This is a genomic window from Paenibacillus paludis (genome assembly GCF_042610515.1).
GTDB lineage: Bacteria > Bacillota > Bacilli > Paenibacillales > Paenibacillaceae > Paenibacillus_AQ.
Window position 1 is genome coordinate 307,521 of sequence record NZ_JBGJZP010000007.1, and the last position, 21,878, is coordinate 329,398.

Annotated in this window: 17 protein-coding genes and 1 other annotated feature (1 of these 18 only partly in view); of the genes, 12 read left to right on the forward strand and 5 right to left on the reverse strand. The window is 52.3% G+C overall.

The features are described 5' to 3' along the window. The first annotated feature begins 148 nt into the window (after positions 1-148). The 4 genes from ACAN56_RS16340 (at position 149) to ACAN56_RS16355 (ending at position 9,423) form a co-directional block, all read left to right on the forward strand. Positions 149-2,503: a YhgE/Pip family protein gene (locus ACAN56_RS16340; RefSeq protein ID WP_379144157.1), complete on the forward strand. Its 2,355-nt coding sequence runs from the start codon at positions 149-151 to the stop codon at positions 2,501-2,503. A 472-nt stretch (positions 2,504-2,975) separates the two neighbouring features. After that, positions 2,976-7,571 (forward strand): glutamate synthase large subunit, encoded by a 4,596-nt coding sequence (gene gltB / locus ACAN56_RS16345; RefSeq protein WP_379144159.1) that lies wholly within the window; start codon positions 2,976-2,978, stop codon positions 7,569-7,571. A 159-nt stretch (positions 7,572-7,730) separates the two neighbouring features. Next, positions 7,731-8,648, forward strand: a complete 918-nt coding sequence (locus ACAN56_RS16350) for an ABC transporter ATP-binding protein (RefSeq protein ID WP_038598699.1) — start codon at positions 7,731-7,733, stop codon at positions 8,646-8,648. Then, positions 8,641-9,423 carry an ABC transporter permease gene (locus tag ACAN56_RS16355; protein ID WP_038586650.1) on the forward strand — a complete coding sequence of 261 codons (783 nt, stop codon included), beginning with the start codon at positions 8,641-8,643 and terminating at the stop codon, positions 9,421-9,423. The genes ACAN56_RS16350 and ACAN56_RS16355 overlap by 8 nt, the downstream gene beginning before the upstream one ends. Before the next feature lie 75 nt (positions 9,424-9,498). Here the strand turns inward: ACAN56_RS16355 and ACAN56_RS16360 are convergent, their stop codons facing one another. Together ACAN56_RS16360 and ACAN56_RS16365 are read right to left on the reverse strand one after the other, a co-directional pair. Continuing rightward, the gene (locus tag ACAN56_RS16360) at positions 9,499-9,948 is read right to left on the reverse strand and encodes a bactofilin family protein (protein WP_038586653.1); all 450 of its coding nucleotides are present in this window, start codon (positions 9,946-9,948) and stop codon (positions 9,499-9,501) included. A gap of 13 nt (positions 9,949-9,961) precedes the next feature. Continuing rightward, on the reverse strand, positions 9,962-11,200 hold the full coding sequence (locus ACAN56_RS16365) for a M23 family metallopeptidase (protein WP_379144162.1): 1,239 nt from the start codon (positions 11,198-11,200) through the stop codon (positions 9,962-9,964). 315 nt (positions 11,201-11,515) lie between these two features. Here ACAN56_RS16365 and cls point away from each other — a divergent pair, with 315 nt between their 5' ends. Both cls and ACAN56_RS16375 read left to right on the forward strand, forming a co-directional pair. Beyond that, positions 11,516-12,946 carry a cardiolipin synthase gene (cls, locus tag ACAN56_RS16370; protein WP_379144165.1) on the forward strand — a complete coding sequence of 477 codons (1,431 nt, stop codon included), beginning with the start codon at positions 11,516-11,518 and terminating at the stop codon, positions 12,944-12,946. A 168-nt stretch (positions 12,947-13,114) separates the two neighbouring features. Beyond that, entirely contained in the window at positions 13,115-14,023 is a 909-nt protein-coding gene (locus ACAN56_RS16375; RefSeq protein ID WP_038586659.1) for a YitT family protein, read from the forward strand. A gap of 181 nt (positions 14,024-14,204) precedes the next feature. Here the strand turns inward: ACAN56_RS16375 and ligD are convergent, their stop codons facing one another. Genes ligD through ku form a run of 3 tightly spaced genes read right to left on the reverse strand, consistent with a single transcriptional unit; the run spans position 14,205 to position 17,116 of the window. Then, positions 14,205-15,089, reverse strand: coding sequence for a non-homologous end-joining DNA ligase (ligD, locus tag ACAN56_RS16380; RefSeq protein WP_038586661.1), 885 nt, complete (start codon positions 15,087-15,089; stop codon positions 14,205-14,207). Between the two features lie 56 nt (positions 15,090-15,145). After that, entirely contained in the window at positions 15,146-16,111 is a 966-nt protein-coding gene (locus ACAN56_RS16385; RefSeq protein ID WP_038586664.1) for an ATP-dependent DNA ligase, read from the reverse strand. A 36-nt stretch (positions 16,112-16,147) separates the two neighbouring features. After that, a complete protein-coding gene (gene ku, locus ACAN56_RS16390; protein ID WP_379144169.1) occupies positions 16,148-17,116 on the reverse strand; it encodes a non-homologous end joining protein Ku in 969 nt (322 codons plus the stop codon). Positions 17,117-17,268: 152 nt separating this feature from the next. Here ku and ACAN56_RS16395 point away from each other — a divergent pair, with 152 nt between their 5' ends. The 6 genes from ACAN56_RS16395 to tsaD all read left to right on the forward strand — a co-directional run bounded on the left by ACAN56_RS16395 (position 17,269) and on the right by tsaD (position 21,193). After that, positions 17,269-17,457, forward strand: a complete 189-nt coding sequence (locus ACAN56_RS16395) for a hypothetical protein (protein WP_038586670.1) — start codon at positions 17,269-17,271, stop codon at positions 17,455-17,457. Positions 17,458-17,814: 357 nt separating this feature from the next. Further along, positions 17,815-18,000, forward strand: coding sequence for an H-type small acid-soluble spore protein (locus ACAN56_RS16400; RefSeq protein WP_038586673.1), 186 nt, complete (start codon positions 17,815-17,817; stop codon positions 17,998-18,000). A 304-nt stretch (positions 18,001-18,304) separates the two neighbouring features. Further along, entirely contained in the window at positions 18,305-18,796 is a 492-nt protein-coding gene (gene tsaE, locus ACAN56_RS16405) for a tRNA (adenosine(37)-N6)-threonylcarbamoyltransferase complex ATPase subunit type 1 TsaE (protein WP_038586676.1), read from the forward strand. Continuing rightward, complete coding sequence (gene tsaB / locus ACAN56_RS16410; protein ID WP_038586679.1) at positions 18,793-19,626, forward strand: tRNA (adenosine(37)-N6)-threonylcarbamoyltransferase complex dimerization subunit type 1 TsaB; 834 nt, start codon at positions 18,793-18,795, stop codon at positions 19,624-19,626. Before tsaE ends, tsaB begins: the two co-directional genes overlap by 4 nt. Beyond that, positions 19,623-20,147 carry a ribosomal protein S18-alanine N-acetyltransferase gene (gene rimI, locus ACAN56_RS16415; protein ID WP_379144173.1) on the forward strand — a complete coding sequence of 175 codons (525 nt, stop codon included), beginning with the start codon at positions 19,623-19,625 and terminating at the stop codon, positions 20,145-20,147. The genes tsaB and rimI overlap by 4 nt, the downstream gene beginning before the upstream one ends. Then, entirely contained in the window at positions 20,144-21,193 is a 1,050-nt protein-coding gene (gene tsaD / locus ACAN56_RS16420; RefSeq protein WP_038586684.1) for a tRNA (adenosine(37)-N6)-threonylcarbamoyltransferase complex transferase subunit TsaD, read from the forward strand. The genes rimI and tsaD overlap by 4 nt, the downstream gene beginning before the upstream one ends. Positions 21,194-21,640: 447 nt before the next feature. Next, positions 21,641-21,878 (forward strand) — a binding site (T-box leader); it runs 55 nt beyond the window's last position.

Consider the following 21,878-nt stretch of genomic DNA (forward strand, 5'->3'; position numbering starts at 1 on the left):
CAAAAACCGGAAAGGTTTTTTTTTACCCCGGACTGACCAATTGGGGAAAATAGTCATATGGTATTACTGTAACTTTCAATACAATAGCAAGAATTGAAGATTCATAGCATTTTAAAAGAGAGCAAACGATTATAAGGAGAGAACCAGAATGAAATCTTTATCCGTGTTTTTCAAGGACCTTGGGGCAGTGCTGAAGAATCCTAAAGTGCTGATCCCAATGTTTGTTGTCCTATTCGTTCCGGTGCTGTACAGCGGGTTGTTCCTGAAAGCATTCTGGGATCCCTACGGTAAAATGAATGAACTGCCGGTCGCTGTCGTAAATGAAGATAAAGGTGCCGACTACGAAGGCTCAAAGCTAACTGCCGGGAATGACCTGATAGAAGAACTTAAGAAAACCGACGGGTTCGAATGGAATTTCGTAACCCGTGACCAGGCAAAAGCGGGACTTGACGACAGTACTTATTATATGGCGATCATTGTGCCTGAAGATTTTTCAGCAAATGCAACAACCCTGCTGGGTACTGATCCCCAGCCGGCCAAAATTATTTATGAACCGAACGAAGGCTTCAATTTCCTTGCCGGCCAAATTGGCGGAACTGCGGTAAAGGATATTAAGACAAAAGTATCGGCCAAAATAACAGAAGCTTATACAGAATCCGTATTCGATAAAATTACCAAGATCGCCAGCGGGCTTGGCGACGCCGGAGACGGCGCAACAAAAATTGCCGATGGCGCAAGCAAGCTGGATGACGGCGCGCTGAAGCTGAAGGATAATCTGGTAGTACTGACTGAGGGCACAGGTAAACTGCTCGATGGTGTAGCGCCGCTTACGAAAGGTGTGAGCGATCTGAACACGGGTGCCGCCGCCATACACAACGGCAGCAGCACACTGGCAGGCGGACTCCAGCAATTGTCTGCTGCACACAAGAAACTGCAGGCTGGTGTATCACAGACTGCAGCAGGCAGCAAGCAACTGAGTGAAGGTCTTAAGAAGACGGAAACCGGAGCAGCTTCACTTCAGGCTGGTACAGCATCAGCTGTAGAAGGTACGACTAAGCTTCAAGCTGGCACGAAGTCGGTTGTCGATGGCAGTGCTAAGCTGGAAGCGGGACTTACTTCTTCCGTCGAAGGCAGCGCCAAGCTGGAAGCCGGTCTGAAGGCTTCCAAGGATGGCAGCGCGAAAGTGAGCGCGGGAGCCAAAGCAGTGGCCGATGGCCTGCAGCAGCTGGCCAAATCGAATCCTCAGCTTGCAGCCAGCCCTGAGGTGCAAAAGCTGCTGGCTGCAAGTACGGCAGTCGCTCAAGGCAGCGCGCAGCTGGATCAAAGCCAGCAGCAACTCGTGGAAGGCGCATCAGCGCTCCACAGCGGGCAGGAGCAGCTTGTGCAGGGTGCAGGACAGCTGCATACCGGTTCTGAGCAGCTGGATGCTGGAGTCAGTCAGCTGCATGACGGAGCGCAGCAGCTGAATGCCGGCAGCACGCAGCTGCTGGAAGGACAAAAACAGCTCGTGGCCGGTGCAACGAAGCTGGAAACCGGCGGCACTACACTTGCCGCAGGAATGAAGCAGTTCGGCGCGAAGCTGGATGAAGCTGCAGCTGGCGGTGCGAAGCTGGCCGATGGCGGCAAGGCGCTGGAAGCCGGAACTTCGAAGCTGCTGAACGGAGCCGGACAGCTGAGCAGCGGTCTGACCTCTGTAGCCGATGGCTCGAAGAAGCTAAGCGCTGGAGCAGGCCAGCTGAAGGATGGTCTTGATGATCTGAAGGCCGGTTCAGGAGAACTTGCAACGAAGCTTGGCGATGCCGCATCACAGACCAGTTCGGTGAATAAGACCGACGCGTTGGTATCGATGTTCGCCCAGCCTGTGGAGATTGAAGAAGTTAAAGTGAATGCCGTGCCAAACTACGGCACAGGCTTTGCGCCTTACTTCCTGTCCCTTGGACTGTTTGTAGGTGCACTGATCAGCACGATTATTATTCCAATGCGCGATTCCGAAGTGATCGGTGCCAGCCGGTTCAACCGGTTTGTCAGCCGTACGCTTACATTCACGATGATGAGTGTGCTTCAGGCGCTGCTCGCTGCAGTTATTGTTCTGTACGGATTGGGTCTTGAAGTGCAGAATGTACCGCTCTTCTATGCATTTATCTTCATTACCAGTCTTGCCTTCATGTGGATGATCCAGGCGATTGTAACCTGGCTGGATCAGCCGGGACGTTTTGTGGCTATTGTCATCCTTATCTTCCAATTGACGACAAGTGCAGGTACGTTCCCGCTTGAATTGATTCCGAACTGGATGAAATTCTTCAATCCGCTTCTTCCTATGACCTACAGCGTCAGAGGATTCAAGGCAGTAATTTCCACGGGAGATACGGGTGTAATGTGGAACGATGCAGGACTGCTTGCGATCTACGGCCTTGTATTCCTGGCCCTTACGTTCACCTATTTCATGACCCGCAGTCATGAAAGTGAAGCTGCTATGAAAAGTGAACAAGTTTTGACTGTATAATCGGTTAATAGCAATAATATAACAATAAGCAGAGGACGCTCCTTAAGGGGGCGTTCTTTGCTTATTGCGGAAATGATATGCGACATTAAAATGACATGTTATGGAAAGAAAACGGAATAAGCGTTTTCATTGCATAAGAACTTATTCGGTTTTAATGCATAATTATACATTGTAAAGATTTTTTACGCTTTTATTCACTAAAGCTGTACCGCAAAAGCAATTGTTAATCAAACTCATAAAAAAGTTTAAATTGCGCTCATGTCAGGTCGATGATAAAATAATATAACCAATCTGCCTTGAATAATTATTAAGATTTTTCTCTGAAATATTTTCCTGTAAATATAATGTAAGTAGAGCTTTGCGCTTTGCTTTTTCCTTATATTTTTTGTGAAAGTGATGCCGCCATTATGCAGATCGGCAAGCGGGTTCTTCCGATGATAACTTCTACTTTATTATAGAAAGGTTGCGTACAATGAGACACACTGAACTGCCCGGCAAACAGGGCCTTTATGATCCCCAGTTCGAAAAAGATGCATGCGGCATGGGATTTGTTGCCCATATTAAAGGCACACCGTCCCATGATATTGTAAGTAACGCTTTGACTATGCTCTTCAATATGGAGCATCGGGGGGGCCAGGGTAGCGAGCCGAACTCCGGTGACGGAGCCGGCATCATGCTGCAAATTCCGCACCGTTTCTTTGCAGGGGAAGCCGCTAAGCTTGGCTTTGAACTGCCGGAGCAGGGCCGCTATGGCGTGGGTATGATCTTTCTGTCTCATAACGAGGAGATCCGGACCCGCCACGAGGCGCTCTTGAGCGGCATTATTGCAGAAGAAGGCCAAGAGGTGCTTGGCTATCGCGATGTGCCTACCTTTGACGAAATGCTGGGCAAAACTGCCAAGGCAGCGAAGCCTTATGTCCGTCAGGTATTCATCGGCCGTTCCGCAGGCGTCAAGGATGAATTGGCTTTTGAACGCAAGCTGTATGTAATCCGCAAACGCGCAGAACTTGCAATCCGCTATGGCGGTACCGAAGAGGGTGAGTCCTTCTACGTGCCAAGTATGTCCTGTCGTAAGATCGTATATAAAGGCATGCTCACAACTGAGCAGGTAGGCCAGTTCTATCTGGATCTGCAGAACAAAGAGCTGGAATCCGCGATTGCGCTTGTCCACTCCCGGTTCAGCACCAATACGTTCCCGAGCTGGGAGCGTGCCCATCCCTACCGTTTCATGATCCACAATGGTGAGATCAACACCCTGCGGGGGAATGTGAACTGGATGCACGCCCGCCAGTCTCTGTTCAAGAGTGAAGTATTCGGAGAAGACCTCAGCAAGATCAAGCCGGTTGTTAATCCGGACGGTTCCGACACCGCCATGTTCGACAATACGTTCGAGTTCCTGTATCTCAGCGGACGTTCCTTGCCGCATGTGGCCATGATGATGGTACCTGAGCCTTGGAGCAACCATGACAGCATGGATGAGCAGAAGAAGGCGTTCTATGAATACCACAGCACCTTGATGGAGCCGTGGGACGGGCCTGCCGCGATGGGCTTCACCGACGGTGTGCAAATCGGAGCCATTCTTGACCGTAACGGTCTGCGTCCTGCCCGTTATTATGTAACCAAAGACGATATGATTATTTTATCCTCTGAAGCAGGAGTTCTTGATATTCCGGCAGAGAATGTACTATATAAAGACCGCCTGAGACCAGGCCGGATGCTGCTCGTGGATACGAAGCAGGGCCGGATTATTTCTGACGAAGAAGTGAAAGCGTCCATTGCTTCCGAGCAGCCTTACCGCCAATGGCTGGATGAGCATCTGATCGGACTTGACGAGCTTCCGGATGCACCTGAGCTGCCGAACCCGAAACATGACAATGTGCAACAGCTGCAGCAATCCTTCGGCTACACCTTTGAGGATTTGCGCAAGGTGCTGGAGCCTATGGCTTCAACCGGTGCCGAAGCTGTCGGCTCCATGGGCTATGATGCTCCGCTGGCTGTGCTGTCGGATCGTCCGCAGCGTCTTTACAACTACTTTAAACAAATGTTCGCACAGGTAACCAATCCGCCGATTGATGCAATTCGCGAAGAATTGGTAACGTCAACTGCTACGACAATCGGACCGGAACGCAACCTGCTGAAACCAGAACCGGAGAGCTGTCGACAGATCTCCCTGGAATCGCCGATTTTATCGAATGAGGATTTCGCCAAGATCCGCCATGTCCGCCGTGCGGGCTTCAAATCGATGTCCATTCCGATTCTGTTCCCGGCTGAGCTTGGAGCGGAAGGACTGCGTATCGCACTTGAGCGCATGAATGAGGCTGCTGACCGCGTAATGGCCAAAGGACATAATATTCTTATTCTGTCCGACCGCGGTGTGGACCGCGAGAATGCGGCCATCCCGGCGCTGCTGGCTGTATCCAGCCTGCATCACCATCTGATCCGCTCGGGAACACGTACGAAGGTCAGCATTTTGCTGGAGTCCGGCGAACCCCGTGAAGTCCATCATTATGCGCTTCTTCTGGGCTATGGCGTAAGTGCGGTCAATCCGTATCTGGCCTTCGAAAGTCTGGATGACATGATCAGCCAGGGCCTGCTGCGCGGAATTTCGCATGAGAAGGCTGTGAAGAACTACATTAAGGCTGCGACAAAGAGCGTAGTGAAAATACTGTCCAAAATGGGTATCTCTACTATTCAATCGTACCGTGGCGCACAGATCTTTGAAGCTGTCGGACTGAATTCGGAATTCGTCGACCGTTACTTTACCTGGACGCCTTCCCGTATTGGCGGTATCGGCCTTGAAGAAGTGGCGGCAGAAGCGCTGATTCATCATAACCGCGCCTTCACCGACAAAGACGGCAACGATAAAGTGCTTGATTCCGGCGGCGAGTACCAATGGCGCAGCGACGGGGAAGAGCATCTGTTCAACCCGCAGACCATCCATCTGCTTCAGCACTCCGTGCGGAGCGGCGATTACAATATGTACAAGAAATATGCAGCACTTGTTCAGGGTGAAAGCGAGAAACATCAGACGCTGCGCTCCATGCTGCAATTCAAATCGACAAATCAGCCAGTTCCGCTGGAAGAGGTGGAACCGGCAGAATCAATTATGAAACGGTTCAAGACCGGTGCGATGTCCTTTGGTTCGATCAGTAAGGAAGCACATGAGACGCTGGCAATCGCCATGAACCGCATCGGCGGCAAGAGCAACACCGGTGAGGGCGGCGAAGATCCGGCACGCTTTATTCCGGACAGCAACGGTGATTCCCGCCGCAGTGCGATCAAACAGGTCGCATCGGGACGTTTCGGGGTAACTTCGAACTATCTCGTGAATGCGGATGAAATTCAGATCAAAATGGCACAGGGTGCCAAACCTGGTGAAGGCGGACAGCTGCCGGGCCGCAAGGTATATCCATGGGTGGCAGAAGTGCGCGGCTCCACAGCAGGCGTAGGTCTGATCTCACCGCCGCCGCATCATGATATTTATTCCATTGAGGATTTGGCAGAGCTGATCTACGATCTGAAGAATGCCAATCCGCGTGCCAGCATTAACGTGAAGCTGGTGTCTGAGGTAGGCGTCGGAACCATCGCTGCCGGTGTAGCCAAAGGCCGTGCGGATATCATTCTGATCAGCGGTTATGACGGAGGAACCGGCGCATCGCCGATGAACTCTATCCGCCATGCCGGTCTGCCTTGGGAGCTTGGTCTCGCTGAGACCCATCAGACACTGATGCTGAATAACCTCCGCGACCGTGTCGTGCTCGAGACAGACGGCAAAATGCTTAGTGGCCGTGACCTGGCAGTAGCAGTATTGCTGGGTGCTGAAGAATATGGATTCGCTACTGCTCCGCTTGTAGCCGTAGGCTGCATCATGATGCGGGTGTGCCAGATGGATACCTGTCCGGTCGGTGTAGCAACACAGAATCCGGATCTGCGTAAGAACTTTACAGGCGATCCACAGCATGTTGTTAACTTCATGACGTTCGTGGCGCAGGATCTGCGTGAGATTATGGCTGAGCTTGGTTTCCGCACCATTGAAGAAATGGTTGGACGCACCGATTGCCTCGACGCCGTACGCGCTTCGAGTCATTGGAAGAAGAAAGGCGTCGATCTGAGCAGCCTGCTTCATACTCCGGCAATGCCGGAAGGAAGCACACGTTTCCGCAGCAAACGCCAGAACCATGGTCTTGAAGAAACGCTCGACGTTTCGAAGCTGCTGGAGCTGGCCGCACCTGCATTGGAATTCGGTACGGTGGTTGAAGCTTCACTGCCAATCACGAACGTGAACCGTGCGGTAGGAACGATTCTGGGCAGCGAACTGACGCGCAAATATGGTGCGGCAGGTCTGCCAGATGATACGATCCGCCTGCATTTCAGCGGATCTGCCGGACAAAGTCTGGGCGCGTTCATGCCGAAGGGGATTACGATTACAGTCGAAGGCGACTCCAATGACTATGTGGGCAAAGGGCTGTCCGGCGGCAAGCTGATTATTAAGCCATCGCCGAAGGCAACCTTCGCTGCTGAGGACAATATTATTATCGGGAATACGGCGCTTTACGGAGCGACCGGCGGCGAAGCTTACATCAGCGGCATCGCCGGCGAACGGTTTGCCGTCCGCAACTCCGGTGCGAATGTCGTCGTTGAAGGCGTGGGCGACCATGGCTGTGAATATATGACCGGTGGACGCGTAGTTGTGCTCGGTGAAACCGGCCGCAACTTTGCAGCGGGGATGTCAGGCGGTATCGCTTATGTATACGATCCGAACAACAACTTCATCAAACGCTGCAACCTGGAAATGGTGCTTCTGGAGCGGGTCGAAGAACCGGACGAAATCGCTGAACTGCACAGTCTGATTGCCCGTCATACGGAGCTTACTAACAGTGCTGCGGGAAGACGGATTCTGGATGGCTGGGAAGCGGCTCTGCCGAATTTTGCCCGTGTGATTCCAAAGGATTACAAACGGATGATGGAGCAAATTCGCAAAGTTGAGCAAACCGGCTTGACTGGCGAAGCTGCCCTAATGGCAGCCTTTGAAGCCAACATGCGTGAGCTTGCCCGTGTCGGTGGCTAATCTTTAAGCAATTGTCGAAGAACAAGGGACCGTATCCTTTTGTAATGAAGGGGTACGGTCCTTTATTATGTAATGTATTTTTCTTGATTTTCATGAAAAAGGTAAGTTGTGGTAATATAGTAATGCAAACTAATGAAAGGAAGTGAAATAATGCCAAATATGGCAGAAGTGTCGAAGCCTGTAGCCAGCCTAATGGGCGTCACCAAAAAAATAGGTTCCAAAACGCTGGTCAGCAATTTAACGCTGGACATTCCGTCCGGTCAAATTTTTGGGTTTCTTGGACCGAACGGCGCCGGGAAAACGACGACGATTCGCATGATGGTAGGGCTTATTTCGATCAGCCAGGGAGACATTCTGATCTGCGGCCGCAGCATCAAGGATCATTTCGAAGAAGCGGTAGCCAATATCGGTGCCATTGTTGAGAATCCTGAGATGTATAAGTTCTTGACCGGATACCAGAATTTGCGCCAGTATGCGCGCATGGTGCCGGGTGTAGACAAGCAGCGGATCAATGAGGTTGTGGAGCTCGTCGGGCTTGGACAGAGAATTCATGATAAAGTAAAAACCTATTCTCTGGGCATGCGCCAGCGGCTTGGTGTCGCTCAGGCCCTGCTGCATCGGCCGAAGCTGCTGATTCTGGATGAGCCGACAAACGGGCTTGATCCGCAAGGGATCCGTGAGCTTCGCGATTATTTGCGCCGTCTTTGCCAAGATGAGGGAACAACGGTGTTTGTCTCCAGCCATTTGTTGTCCGAAATGGAGCTGATGTGCGACAGTGTCGCAATTATCCAGAATGGCCGGCTTGTAGATGTGAAACAGCTGAAGACAGTGGGAGACGCAGTGATGCCAGCTGGGGAAACACTGTTTGAGGTGAGCGATCCGGAAGCGGCGTTTAGCCTGATTGGCCGTGGAGTATTGAGAGAAGGCGGTCTGGCCGTCGTGGCGAGCCGTGAGGAAGTGGCCGAACTGAATGCGAAGCTGGTGGCAGGCGGCATCAAGGTCTACAGCATCAAGGCGCTGTCCCGCTCACTGGAAGATCAATTCTTGGAAATTACAGGAGGTGAAGGCATTGGGTGAGTTCGCTGCTCTCATACATAATGAGAATATCAAGATTTACAGCCGTGTTCGTACATGGATTATGTTGTTCATTCTGGCTTTAATGAGTGCGCTGTTTCCGGCACTGTTCTATTTTACCAGCAGTGGTGATATGTCCAGGATGGGACTATGGGAGAGCTTTCAGACGACCGTGAGCGTTGCCTTTTTCCTGAATACGATCTTCACGGTTGTAGTTGCATCCGACTCCGTGGCGGGCGAATTTTCCTGGGGAACAATCAAGCTTTTGCTGATTCGCCCGTGGAGCCGCTCCAAAATACTGCTCTCAAAATATATTTCCATGATCCTCTTTAGTCTGCTCAGCACAGCAATATTAATTGCTTTCGCTTATGGTTCGTCATTGATCTTCTCCTCTTCAGCGGAAGCGTCTAACTTCGGAAATTGGAGTCCGGTTGAATACTCCTTCCTCGATGTGCTCTGCCGCTATGTTGAGCTGTTTCTAACCGCTGCGCTTGCCTTTATGGTATCCAGTGTCTTCCGGGCAAGCGGACTGGCGATCGGTCTGTCTTTGTTTATTATGTTTACCAAAAATTTATTTATCGTCATCTTTAGCCCGGAAAGGTATGAGTGGGCTAAGTATCTGATCTTTACCCACATGGATTTGCGGGGATATATATTGAGCGATGCCGGTCCTGGCGGTGTAACCCTTGGGTTCTCTGCCGCCGTGCTGGCTGTATATTATCTGCTGTTTCTGGCGGTTTCCTGGATCGTGTTCCGTAAAAGGGATGTCGCCGCTTAAGACCGTACGTAGATGGAATGTGAGGCGGGTGTACATGGGAAGCTGCGGGAATGAGCCTAGACAGGTTCAAACCATTTAGCCGGCTTCCAGCTTGCTCTGCGCCTTGGAGGCACGTTTACCTGCCTTGCCCTTATTCTTATCCTCCTGCAGTCCGCCCGCTTTCTCCGGGGCGGGCTGTTCTGCCATGCCTATGGAACCGTTAAGCACACTTCCCTCCATAATGCTGAGCGTCCCTGCAAGGATGTTGCCGTGGAGTTGTCCGGTTCCAGTCATGGTGAGGCGGCGGTCGGCGGTAACATCGCCGAACACTTTGCCGGCTATAATGATCTCCTGAGCTTTAATGCTGGAACGGACCGTTCCTTGTTCACCTACGGTCACTGTCCCCTGGCACTGAATTTCCCCGCTGAAATTGCCTTCAATCCGCAAGTTGGTATCACACTGCACCTTGCCCTCCAGTGTACCTCCAAGACCGATCAGCGAGTCAGTAGACTTAAAGGATGCCTGCTGCTTTGGTTTATTCCACACTATTAATTCCTCCTTAGGGTTTTACATAATTGAGCGGATTCACCGCCTTGTTCTGTTTTACCACCTGAAAATGAAGATGGGGACCTGTACTGCGCCCCGTATTGCCCAGCATTCCGATTTGCTCGCCTTTGTTCACCTTGTCACCGGCTTTGACGGTCATTCCGTTCAAATGCATATACCAGGTCTCCAGCCCGTTCGGATGCTCGATAATAATGTATTTTCCTCTTGCACCCATCTGATCGGAGGCGGTGACCACACCGGCCATTGCTGCATAGACAGGATCACCGATATCACCGGCAATATCAATGCCGGAATGATAGGCGGAAACGCCCTTGAAAGGGTCGGAGCGGTAGCCGAAGCTTGAGGTGATCACATTGGAATGGGTGGGCCAGATCACGGCCGGTGCCAAGCGGGCTTTTTCGGCGAGCGCTTTTTTGGCCTGAAGGTTGGCTTGAACGCTGTTTGCCCTCTCGGCCTGGGTAATCGTGGTGGAGATGCTGTTCACCATCTCTTCAAGCATGCTGCGGATTTCGGCAAAATCGTCTTTAGTTTGCCGGACCAGCTCCAAGGGATCCTCCTGATAGACCGCGATATATTCACCGCCTACCTGTGGGGTTACCTTACTGCCTAGTACCGATGAAAGCGCACCGATCCGGTAGCTTACACCGGACAGCGAAGAAGGATTGGAAGCCGCTGCAGCAGCCGTGAAATTCACACCTTTTAGCGCTGTTGCAACGGCTGGAGCAGATCCGTCTACGGTATCCAATGAAGCAGTGGCATGAGAGAGCGTCCCTGATGACGCATTGGAGGAGGATGTCTTTTCGGTATCGGAGTCTGTGCCTGTACCTTTACCTGAGTCTTTTCCAGTGGTAGAACTGCTCTCCTTGTCAATCAGCGACTGGAGCTGCGCTTCCAGCTCACTGACACTTTTTAGCTTGTCTTTGATGTTCTCGGCCTCCTCCGACAGCTCAGTCACCTGACTGCGGAGCTGCTGGAGTGTCTGGTCCTTGTCGGCGACCTTCATTTCCATTCGAAGATTAGTCAGGGATAGCGCTGCTGCTTCCGATTCCAGCTCCGCAATCGAGCGGGAGGCATGAAAATGCATGGAGGTGACCAGACTGGAGATAGACAGGGCGGCTGCGGCCGGGAGGGCCAGGGCAAGCGGCCTCGATAGCTGAAGTTGTCTGACCGGACGTCCGGCTTCGCGGACGACGAGCAGTGTAATCCGGTTATGATCGGGCTGACTCTTCATAGCTACTCCTTTCTGCGGCTTGTGCAGCCGCCTCGTGGTAACTAAAACTCCGTGCCTGCGAGTGTTGGCTATTAAATGGGCTCATCCGAATTGTGCTACTACTCTATGTATTCCAGGCCTTTGGTGAACATGACAACGGTTTGGTTGAATAAAGAAGGAGAGTTACGGCAAAACCTGTACTAGAATTGGCTTGGGTGCAGCTAATTCCCGGTTTTTCATGGTGAACAAAGTGATGCGGGTACCAAAGCCCCAAACCCGGCTTGTACGAAGCTCAGGCAGGAGACAGCTATTATAGACTTTCAGGAGGTGTGCGCCTTGAGAATATTTGCAATTATTTTATGCCTTTTTATTCTGCAGATTGCCGTAATACTGCTGCTGGAGCACCGCCGTCCGCAAAGAGCGCTGGCCTGGCTGTTTATTACATTCTGTTGTCCGCCTGCCGGGCTGTTGTTCTATTATTTTTTGGGCCATGATTATTGGCAGAGCCGTAGGATCGGCAAACGCTGCACGCCGCTGCTTCGTGAAATTCGCGCCCATGTCTCCGGCAAAATTCAGATCGTGAAAAATACGTCAGATATCGGCAACCCGGAGTTTGAAGGCCGCGATGAACTGCTGCATCTGCTCTCCGGGCTCTCGGAAAGTCCAGTTACCGGACGCAATAAGTGCCGGATACTTTCCAGCGGCCAAGAAGCCTATGAGGATATGCTGGAAGCGATGGAAACGGCGCGGGAGAATATCCATCTGGAGTTTTATATTTTTCGGGATGATGTCACCGGTGAGCGGTTTCAAGAAGTCATGATCCGTAAGTGCCGCCAGGGGGTTAAAGTGCGTCTGCTATGCGACGGTCTCGGCGGTCATAAGCTGAGCCGCAGATTTATCCGCACCTTAAAAAATGCGGGCGTAGAGGTCCATTTCTTTCTGCCGCCGCTGACCTCACTCATGGACCGCCGCTTTAATTACCGCAATCACCGCAAAATACTGGTTGTTGATGGTCTAATAGGATATACGGGCGGATTGAATGTCGGGGATGATTATCTGGGCAAGGATCCCAAGCTGGGCTACTGGCGTGATACCCACCTGCGGCTTGAAGGAGATGCAGTTTATAATCTGCAATACGTGTTCCTTAAGGATTGGAGATTGGCGGCAGGAGACGCCCTGAGCCATCCCCGCTTTTTTCCAAAGCACAGCTGTGAAGAACAGGAGTCTGTGCTGATTGTGGCAAGCGGTCCGGATGGAGCAATAGATGCCTCACTGGAGATGTATTTTGCCGCATTGTGTGCAGCCAGGCAGCGAATCTGGATTGCTTCACCGTATTTCATTCCCGATCCGACGATTTGCCGGGCCCTTAAGAATGCTGTGCTCAGCGGTGTGGATGTGAGAATTATCATTCCTGCCACACCAGACAACAGGCTGGTTTATAATGCTTCTTTATCCTATCTGGAGAATCTGCAGGATGCCGGGGTGAAATTCTACCGCTACAAGAAGGGATTTATGCATGCCAAAGTCATGATCATAGACGATCTGCTGGCTACTGTGGGCAGTGCCAATCTGGACATGCGCAGCTTCTACTCCAACTTCGAGCTTACCGCGGTGCTGCTCCAGCCGGAGATCATTAATTCGCTTAAGTCAGCGTTCCAGAATGATCTCAAGCATAGCGAATTTATTGACCCTGCAAAATTTAGCAGGAGGGGACGAAATGTCAAGTTGATTCAAGGGCTCTGTCAGCTGCTTTCGCCGCTATTATGACGGAAAAAGGGTCAAAACCCTAACTTTTCGAAGGCGCGAACATGTTCCGTTCCTTATTTTAGCTTCTTTTATGATATAATATAGGTATAAGAAGAAATTTAAGAAAGTATAGCTTAACAATTATGCTTTCGATTATTCTTGTTTATACTTTTTTATAGGGGGAGTTCTATGACTGTAAGCCAAAAAGTCTTTACGAGTGAGGAACAGAAGAAACCGCAGAAGTCGGGGGCTTTGAAGACCGCCAGACTGGCCCAGCGGATTATTATGATGGTGCTCGGGGCGGGTATGATGTCTGTTGCACTGGAGATTTTTCTTGTTCCCAATCAGTTGATTGACGGCGGAATTACGGGTATTTCTATTATGCTGTCCGATATTTTTGACATCCCGCTCGGGATTTTGCTGACGCTGCTTAACTTGCCGTTTCTGGTTATAGGTTATAAGCAGATTGGCAAAACCTTTGCCTTATCCACATTATTTTCCGTAGTAGTAATGTCCATCGGTACTCAGCTGCTCCATCCTGTAAATCCCATAACGGTGGAACCGCTGCTTGCCGCAGTGTTTGGGGGCGTCATTCTCGGCGTGGGTGTAGGACTCGTTGTACGTTACGGGGGATCACTTGATGGTACAGAGATTGTCGCCATTCTCGTGTCTAAGAAGCTGCCGTTTTCCGTAGGTGAGGTAGTTATGTTTTTCAACCTGTTTATTCTTTCAAGCGCAGGTTTCGTGTTCGGCTGGAATAATGCGATGTTTTCTCTAATTGCTTACTATATTGCGTTTAAGCTGATTGATATTACGCTTGAGGGGCTTGATCAATCCAAGTCGGTATGGATTATCAGCGATAAATTCCGTGATATCGGCGAAGCGCTGACCGAGCGTCTGGGACGCGGCGTTACCTATCTTGATGGGGAAGGCGGCTTCTCCGGTGAGAACAAGAAAGTGATCTTTGTGGTAATCACCCGTTTGGAAGAAGCCAAACTGAAGTCGATTGTTGAGGATTGGGATTCCGATGCCTTTATCGCAATTGGCAATATCCATGATGTTAAAGGCGGCCGCTTTAAGAAAAAATCAATCCACTAGCGATTCTCACAACCTGAACGCTATCCGAAGGAAGGTATATTTACGAAAGTCAGAGTAATCAATAGGGCGGTTGCGTTTGGCAGCGCCGTATTCTCATATATAATACCTTCCGTCCAAAAGCTGGACGCCTGATAAGCCCGCAGCCTGAAAAGGCAGTTGCGGGCTTATTGCTGTTTCAGAATCAAGGGAGCCGGGAGATAATGTTCTCTACCGGCTGAGGCGGTACACCAACAATTAAATCGCCCATGCGGCTGAGGCGTTCCTCAATATTCAGCAGATGAAAATCTGCAGGGGAGACATTGCGCTGCACCTCTTCCCATAAGAGGGGAGTAGAAACAGTGGCCAGCGGTCTGGCACGCGGTGTATAAGGAGCGGCAAGGGTTTTGCCTCCGTAGTGCTGAAGATAATCAAAATAAATTTTGTCGCCGCGGTGTTTCTTCAGCCGCTCCAGGGTGAACAGATCGGGACGTTTCTCTGTGACATAACGTCCCACAAAATGCCCGATCTTGCGCAAGTCATCGAAAGTAACACCAGGCCGGATAGGAATGATGATCTGCACACCTGTGGCCCCCGAAGTCTTCGGAACGGAAGCCAGTCCCAGCGATTTCAGCACTTCACCGACAGTGGCGGCCGCTTCCATGATCCGCGGCTCCACCTCAAGGGAGGGATCAAGATCAATCATCCATTCACAGGGAAGCCCGCTTCCCGCATAATGCAGGGAAGGGTGAAACTCCAGTGCAGCCAGATTGCCCAGCCAGAGCAGCTCCGGCAAGCCCTGAAGCACGATATAGTTGATTTTGTCCTGTACCGCCGTTCGGACAAAGTCCGGCAGGGGGTCCGGGGCGTTTTTTTGATAAAACGACATGCCGGAAATGCCGTGGGGGTAGCGAATTACCGTCAGCAGCCGGTCCCGGCAATAGCGCAGTAAATAAGGGGAGAGTGCGGCCAGCTTTTCCAGATAGATCCGTTTGGTAATCCCTGCCTCGGGCCATAATGGTTTATCGGGGTTCGTTATCGTAATTTCTTGTCCGGCTACAGTAATGGAGCCTTTGATTGTTGCCGGCATGCCGGATCTCCTCCCTTCCCTTCCTCGTACATAGCTGCAGCGCACACTTTTTGCGCTTAATCCCTTGTTTCTAATTGCCCCTTCTGCTCTATCCGGCAAGACTGCGGCGGCAAATCCACTTGTGCCTGAATGACTGGTTGGCGAAAGGTACCCGAGCTGTTCCATTCCAAAAAATGAAGCTTGAAGACCAGCTCGGGCTTGATCCATACCGCATCCTTGCTGCGCTGGGGCAGGGCTGCAAAAGGCATCTTCGGGACGGTGAGGCGGTGGGCTGCCGCAGTCACGTTCCGCCAATCCGCCGCCGTCATTCTGCCCGCACCGGCATGACCGATGTAATGCAGCTTACCTTCGTCGTCGTACAGGCCGAAGAGCAGCGCATTTACAATCCCGTCACGAAAGGTTACCCCGCCGGCGACGGCAGTTACATCGGAAATGATTTTCCGCTTCTGCCAGCGTTTGTCCTTCCCTCCCGGCGCGTAAGTACTATTCACGTCCTTGCATACGATGCCTTCCAGACTGCCGCTCTGGGCTGCGGAGAACAGCTCCGCCGGATTGGCATAGCTCGGCACATTCTGGACATGGGGATGGGGCAGCAGCATTTCATTTAAGTACTGCTGCCTCCGGGATAAGGGCTGATCAAGCAGCCATAGTCCGTTGCAATACAGGATGTCAAACACCATATATAGAACCGGAACCTGCGGTCTAACCGCCCGGATGGCAGCTTCATTCTTCAGGCTGTCGCGGCGCATGACCTCATGAAAGGAAGGTTTGCCGGCACTGAGCGCAATGACTTCTCCGTCCAGGATAAAAGAGCCGGCCCGGCAATAGCTGCGGGGCTCGGCCAGCTCGGGATACTGCGGCGTGCGGCGGTTGCCCCGACGGTTAATGAGCTCTGCATGGCTGCCATCGTAATAAGAAAGCATGCGCACACCGTCCCATTTGATTTGTGCGATCCACTCGCCGCCGGACGGAAGCTGCGCGGCCAGTACAGGCTCAAATGGAATGACTGGCTGCAGCTTCATTGCAACCCCTCCTAAAGGAAATATAGGCTAATAAGCTTAGGAAACTGTGTCTTTGCTCTTGGCGCTGCGGCGTTTCGGCTTAGGTGAAATGACCGGAATCGGTCCGGTTGCTTCGTTAAGCACAGCGGCTGCAGGAGCGGCGGCTGTTGTTTTGGCCTTGGCGGTTTTTTTCCTGGCAGCGGCTGTTTGCGGTTTGGCCGCAGCACCGGACGGGGAGGGTCCGGGGTCTGTCGGGATATGCTGAACCGCTTCGATACTGGCCTGCAGCGCGGCCATCAGGTCGATTACATTGCTCTCCTGCCGCGCCGGAGCAATATGGAATTCTTCACCGGCAATTTTATGGGAGATCAGATCCAGCATCCGCTGGCGGTAATCATCGGTGTATTTTGCCGGCTCGAAGGGTGTAGACAGCTGGGATATGAGCAGTTTGGCCATATCCAGCTCCTTGTCATTGACCATGCCGGCTTCCGGCAGGCCTGGAACCTGGGAGACGGGCCGCACCTCGTCGGGATAATAGATGGTTTCAATCGCCAGGCAGTCCGACAAGACGCGGATGGCGGCGAGACTGCTTTTAGAGCGGATGGAAATTTTGGCAATGCCGATCTTTCCGGTCTGGCGCATTGCTTCCATCAGCAGCCGGTAGGCGTTCATCCCGGCTTGATCGGGAGAAAGATAATAGGTCTTTTGAAAATAAATCGGGTCGATCTCCGTTAAATCCACAAAGTCTAAAATGGTGATGCTTTTGCTGCTCTCCTCGGTAAGCTGATCCAGCTCCTCTTTGTCGAAGAGGACAAACTTTCCCTTCTCATACTCATAGCCTTTGCCGATTTCTTCCCAGGCTACTTCCTTGTCACACACGGGACATTTGCGCACGTATGACAGCGGACTGCCGCATTCCTTGTGGATATAACGCAGGGAAATGTCCTTATCCTCTGTGGCGGAGAACATTTTGACCGGAACATGTACAAGCCCGAAGCTGATGGCTCCTTTCCAAACGGTATGCATGGATATCGCCTCCTGATAATAAGTGCTTTGGCTTAGTATGGGGCGGCGGGGCTTTTTCTAGCCGGATGCATTTTTTGCGAAGCATGGGAAAAAATAAAGTCAGCAAACCTTGAAGGATGAAAAAAGAATCAGGAACGCAGCGGAGGTATTATATGGGGCGTGGACCGAATGATTGGATTGACAGCTTATCGGAGCAGGATATCCCGGCAGAGGTCGTGGACTGGGAGAATATTATTGCGGTACGGGAGGACAATGGGTTAAGTGATGAGTCAGAGCACCTCGATGCCGTGGCGACGATTGGTGAACCGCCTACTGCCGAGGAGGAGACAGAGGAACATTGACGTGTGATGTTGTGAAGGAATGGAATCAAGCTAGGGTGCAAAAAAGCGTATATTTACAAAAATAAAGCGCAAGCTTCCCGAAGCTATATTAGTTGAACTAAAGAACTACCTAGAGGCAAAAGCAGCGGAGGGGAATTTTGGAACTGTAGGAGCGATAGCGACCGCCTTTGTCTACGGATTTCAACCGCAAATAGCGGTAAAAATCAAGAAATCTGTAGACAACAGCGGCCGGAAGTCCAAATATTCACCGCAGTTGCGTTCTATGCCGGCTCGGTAAATCTAAAGTTCAACTTATATAGTTGTGTACGATGATAATCAATGGAGCATATGCTCACAAAACTTTAAGGAGCCAAAAAAATGGATGTACAACGGGCGAAGGCTATTTATGCCTCCAAAGATATGATCTCCGTGCATTTGGATGGAGAGCCGGTATGGATTGAGCATGTTGATGCGGACAATGGCATGGCTACGGTGCAGGTCGGCTCTCGTCCGACCAATACGCATACCGTCGGTGTGGAACGGCTGGAGGAGCAGGGAAGTTAGAATTAATGACAGGCAATGAACCCAACCGGTTGAAGGGATAACCCCCTATTCAATCGGTTTTTTGTATTTGCCAATTGTCGCTGCATTCGGATTATGAAACCGTTAGAATAAGTGGACTCGCATAACCTGCTCTCCCTGCGCCCGGGAAAGGATAACTGCACTTGCAGCATAGGAAAGACCGGCAACGGGGGCTTTGCTGCCGAGGGAAAGGAGTAGAGCGGGTTGTTGCGGTAGCAGTACCATACCGATATAATTAAGAGTATTGTTACCGGCAAGGTATATTCTAAAAGGTGGTAGTTGCAGCTTGGACAATAATGTTGAAACGGTGTTTACTTACCGTTCTTACAGCTTGCAGGATACGGAGCTGCTCGCTGCCGCTGTCGCTGCTGCTTCAACGGCGGGGATGGTTATCGGCCTGGACGGCGATTTGGGTGCGGGCAAAACGGCATTCTCGCAGAGGTATGCCCGCCATTTGGGCGTACAAGGGATTGTAAACAGTCCTACTTTTACAATTATTAAAGAATATGAAGGCAGATTGCCGCTGTATCATATGGATGTATACCGGATTTCGCTTCAGGAAGCGGACGAGCTGGGGCTGGATGAATATTTTTACGGACAGGGCGTTTGCCTGGTGGAATGGAGCAGCATTATACAAGAGTTGATGCCGCCGCGGCATCTGCATATATACATGGAAACAGCCGGGCCGGACGAACGACTGATCACGGTTACCGGAATCGGAGAGCCTTACGGCGAGGTCTGCCGGGCTCTGATCCAGAAGTGGGGTAAAGAAAGATGACGAATGAAAATAAAGAGCCGCGCAAGCGGTTTTTGTCGCTGGATACATCAACGGCTGTCCTGGGTGTGGCTATCACCGGAGACGGCAGGCTTTTGCATGAAATTAATGCATCCGGGGAGCGGAACCATTCGGTTCATCTGCTGCCGATTATTCAGGAGGCGCTGCAGGCTTCGGGGACTACCTCAGATATGCTGGCTGGAGTCTCCGTCGGAGTCGGGCCCGGTTCGTATACGGGAACGCGCATTGCGGTTACAGCAGCGAAGACGCTGGCCTGGGCCTGGAAGGTTCCGGTAGCGGGCGTGTCGAGCCTGCATGCACTGGCCTGGGGAGGCCTGGGCGCCGCTCTTGCGCAGCAGCACCCGGAAGCCGGAGGACAGATGCCGGAGAAGGCCGGGACCGGCCCGGACTGGATTATTCCGCTGCTCGACGCGCGCCGGGGCCAAGCCTATACGGCGTTGTTTGCCGCCAATGGCGATGAGGCCCCGAAGCGGCTTGAGCCCGATGCGATCCGCCTTATGGCAGACTGGGTGCTGCAGCTGGAAGTACGGCTTAAGCAGGCAGCGGCAGAGGGTGTAAAGCCGCGTATCCTGTGGTTTGTCGGGGAGACCGAGCTGCACGGCAGTGAGGACAGCCTTCGTACATTGATGGAAGAAGGTTGTGTGCGGGCCGTGCCTTATGAGCTGGAAGGCCGCTGGACAGGCTACCTCGGTGAGGAACGGCTGCTGGCGGGAAGTGATGATATTCACGGGTTAATCCCGAACTATACCCAGCTTTCCGAAGCGGAAGAGAATCTGCGCCGGAGCAGTGAAGGGAGCCTGAACAAAAGATGACGGAATCGGAGCCAATTAGAGACCAGGGTAGCGAGCTAATTTTCCGCCTGATGAAGCTGGAGGATATTCCCGAAATTCTTGTAATTGAGCGGGAAGCCTTCACTATGCCATGGACCGAGGAAGCGTTCCGCAACGAGCTGACGCATAATCATTTCGCTAAATATATGGTTATGGAGCTGGAGAGCCATATTATCGGGTACGCCGGAATGTGGGCAATTGTGGACGAAGCCCATGTGACAAACATCGCCCTGCTCGAGGCCTACCGGGGACGCAAATGGGGGGACAGGCTGCTGGATGAACTGATGAAGACAGCCGCTTATTTAGGCATGAAGTCGATTACGCTGGAGGTGCGGGTCTCCAACGAGGTAGCCCAGAATTTATATCGAAAAAAAGGCTTCCGGCCCGCGGGTACCCGCAAGGGCTACTATTCGGACAACCGTGAGGATGCGCTTATTATGTGGGCGGATCTGCCGGATTACGAGGAGCATGGAATGATGGAAGGAAGCGTGGATCTGAAATGAAAACAGAAACGGGCGGAGCTCAGCCTGTACTTATATTAGCCATTGAAACCAGCTGTGACGAGACATCGGTCGCGGTCATCAAGGACGGCAGCGAGGTGTTGTCGAATATTATTTCAAGCCAGATTGAGACACACCGTGCGTTCGGCGGGGTAGTTCCTGAGGTGGCTTCACGCAAGCATGTCGAGGTTATAACGCTGGTGATCGAAGAAGCGCTGGCAGCGGCGGGTGTTGAGCCGCAACAGCTGACCGCGGTTGCCGTAACGCAGGGTCCTGGGCTGGTCGGCGCGCTGCTGGTTGGCGTAGTTGCGGCCAAGAGCCTTGCACTGGCCTGGGGCAAGCCGCTGATCGGCACGCACCATATTGCCGGGCATATTTATGCCAACCGGCTGGTCAAGGAATTGCAGTATCCCTGCATGACTCTTGTTGTGTCCGGGGGACACACTGAACTCGTGAACATGGAACGGGAAGGGGAATTCCGGATTATTGGACGAACCCGTGACGATGCAGTAGGCGAGGCTTATGACAAAGTGGCGCGGGCGCTTGGTTTTCCTTATCCCGGCGGCCCCCATGTAGACCGGCTGGCCCGGGAGGCGGAGGAAGCTGTGCCGCTGCCGCGGGTCTGGCTGGAGCCGGATTCCTATGATTTCAGCTTCAGCGGTCTGAAGTCGGCTGTGCTGAATGTAGTCAACCAGAGCAAGATGAAGGGGCTCACACCGGATGTTGCCGGCATCGCCCGCGGTTTCCAGGAGTCGGTTGTCGAGGTGCTTGTAGAGAAAGCCGTCCGTGCCGTAAAAGCCTGCGAGGCCAAACAGCTGCTGCTGTGCGGCGGGGTTGCCGCGAACAAGGGCTTGCGTGAAGCGCTGATTGCCCGTTGTGACAGGGAAAAGATCGAACTGATCATCCCGCCGCCGGTGTACTGCACCGACAATGCGGCGATGATCGGCGCCGCGGCCTATGTCAAATGGGTGCATGACGGAGACACACCGCTGGACATGGTGGCCGATCCCGGCTTGTCGCTGGAGAAGTGGTCGGTAGCCGCCTATTGACAGCATCTGGAGGCGCGGGTATAATCAAGGGCAATTAAACGAAACAAACGCGATGAATGGAAGCAGTAAGGAAACTCCGGGATAAGAGAGCTGCGGGCAGGTGCGACGCAGTCGAAGGAGCCCTGAACTCGTCCGGGAGCGGAGCGGTGGAAGCAGGGGCCTCCTGTTCACAGGAGCGTTGAACGGCGTGCAGGATTGCCGTACCTTTCGTACACCGTTACGGGTTACCTCCGTGAGAGGGTGGTCGGGTAAGACGGGCGGAATTATTATGAGGCCGGATGATCTTACTTGGCTGTAAAGTGGATATCTTAGGATGGCAGAGATTTGGCTGATCCGTGATATCAACAAGAGTGGTACCGCGAAGGTTAACAGCCTGTCGTCTCTTGAATGAGATGGCAGGCTTTTTTGTATGGATTTTCAGGGATTCAGAGGTCAAAATCAATATCAATACACGCAATGAACGGGAGCAGTAGATGACGAAGGTGAACAGAGAGCTGCGGGGTGGTGCGACGCAGTCACCGGAAAACATTGAATCTCGCCCGGGAGCGGAGCGGCGGAAAGGCAAGAGGTACGCCGCAACGGTTGTCCCCGTTAACGGACCTTCATGTATCGTGGTCGGTTCCTTATGAAACCGGTACGGGATACATGGGGAAGAGCTGGACGCAGCTGGGCTTGGCATTACCAG

Excerpts from the sequence above, each read along its gene's own strand:
- tsaB (WP_038586679.1), top strand. The coding sequence starts at position 18,793 with ATGACGAATGAAAATAAAGAGCCGCGCAAGCGGTTTTTGTCGCTGGAT.
- ACAN56_RS16395 (WP_038586670.1), top strand. The coding sequence starts at position 17,269 with ATGGGGCGTGGACCGAATGATTGGATTGACAGCTTATCGGAGCAGGAT.
- gltB (WP_379144159.1), top strand. The coding sequence starts at position 2,976 with ATGAGACACACTGAACTGCCCGGCAAACAGGGCCTTTATGATCCCCAG.
- ACAN56_RS16350 (WP_038598699.1), top strand. The coding sequence starts at position 7,731 with ATGGCAGAAGTGTCGAAGCCTGTAGCCAGCCTAATGGGCGTCACCAAA.
- ACAN56_RS16385 (WP_038586664.1), bottom strand. The coding sequence starts at position 16,111 with ATGAAGCTGCAGCCAGTCATTCCATTTGAGCCTGTACTGGCCGCGCAG.
- rimI (WP_379144173.1), top strand. The coding sequence starts at position 19,623 with ATGACGGAATCGGAGCCAATTAGAGACCAGGGTAGCGAGCTAATTTTC.
- ACAN56_RS16375 (WP_038586659.1), top strand. The coding sequence starts at position 13,115 with ATGACTGTAAGCCAAAAAGTCTTTACGAGTGAGGAACAGAAGAAACCG.
- ku (WP_379144169.1), bottom strand. The coding sequence starts at position 17,116 with ATGCATACCGTTTGGAAAGGAGCCATCAGCTTCGGGCTTGTACATGTT.
- ACAN56_RS16400 (WP_038586673.1), top strand. The coding sequence starts at position 17,815 with ATGGATGTACAACGGGCGAAGGCTATTTATGCCTCCAAAGATATGATC.
- ACAN56_RS16340 (WP_379144157.1), top strand. The coding sequence starts at position 149 with ATGAAATCTTTATCCGTGTTTTTCAAGGACCTTGGGGCAGTGCTGAAG.
- tsaD (WP_038586684.1), top strand. The coding sequence starts at position 20,144 with ATGAAAACAGAAACGGGCGGAGCTCAGCCTGTACTTATATTAGCCATT.
- ACAN56_RS16365 (WP_379144162.1), bottom strand. The coding sequence starts at position 11,200 with ATGAAGAGTCAGCCCGATCATAACCGGATTACACTGCTCGTCGTCCGC.
- ligD (WP_038586661.1), bottom strand. The coding sequence starts at position 15,089 with ATGCCGGCAACAATCAAAGGCTCCATTACTGTAGCCGGACAAGAAATT.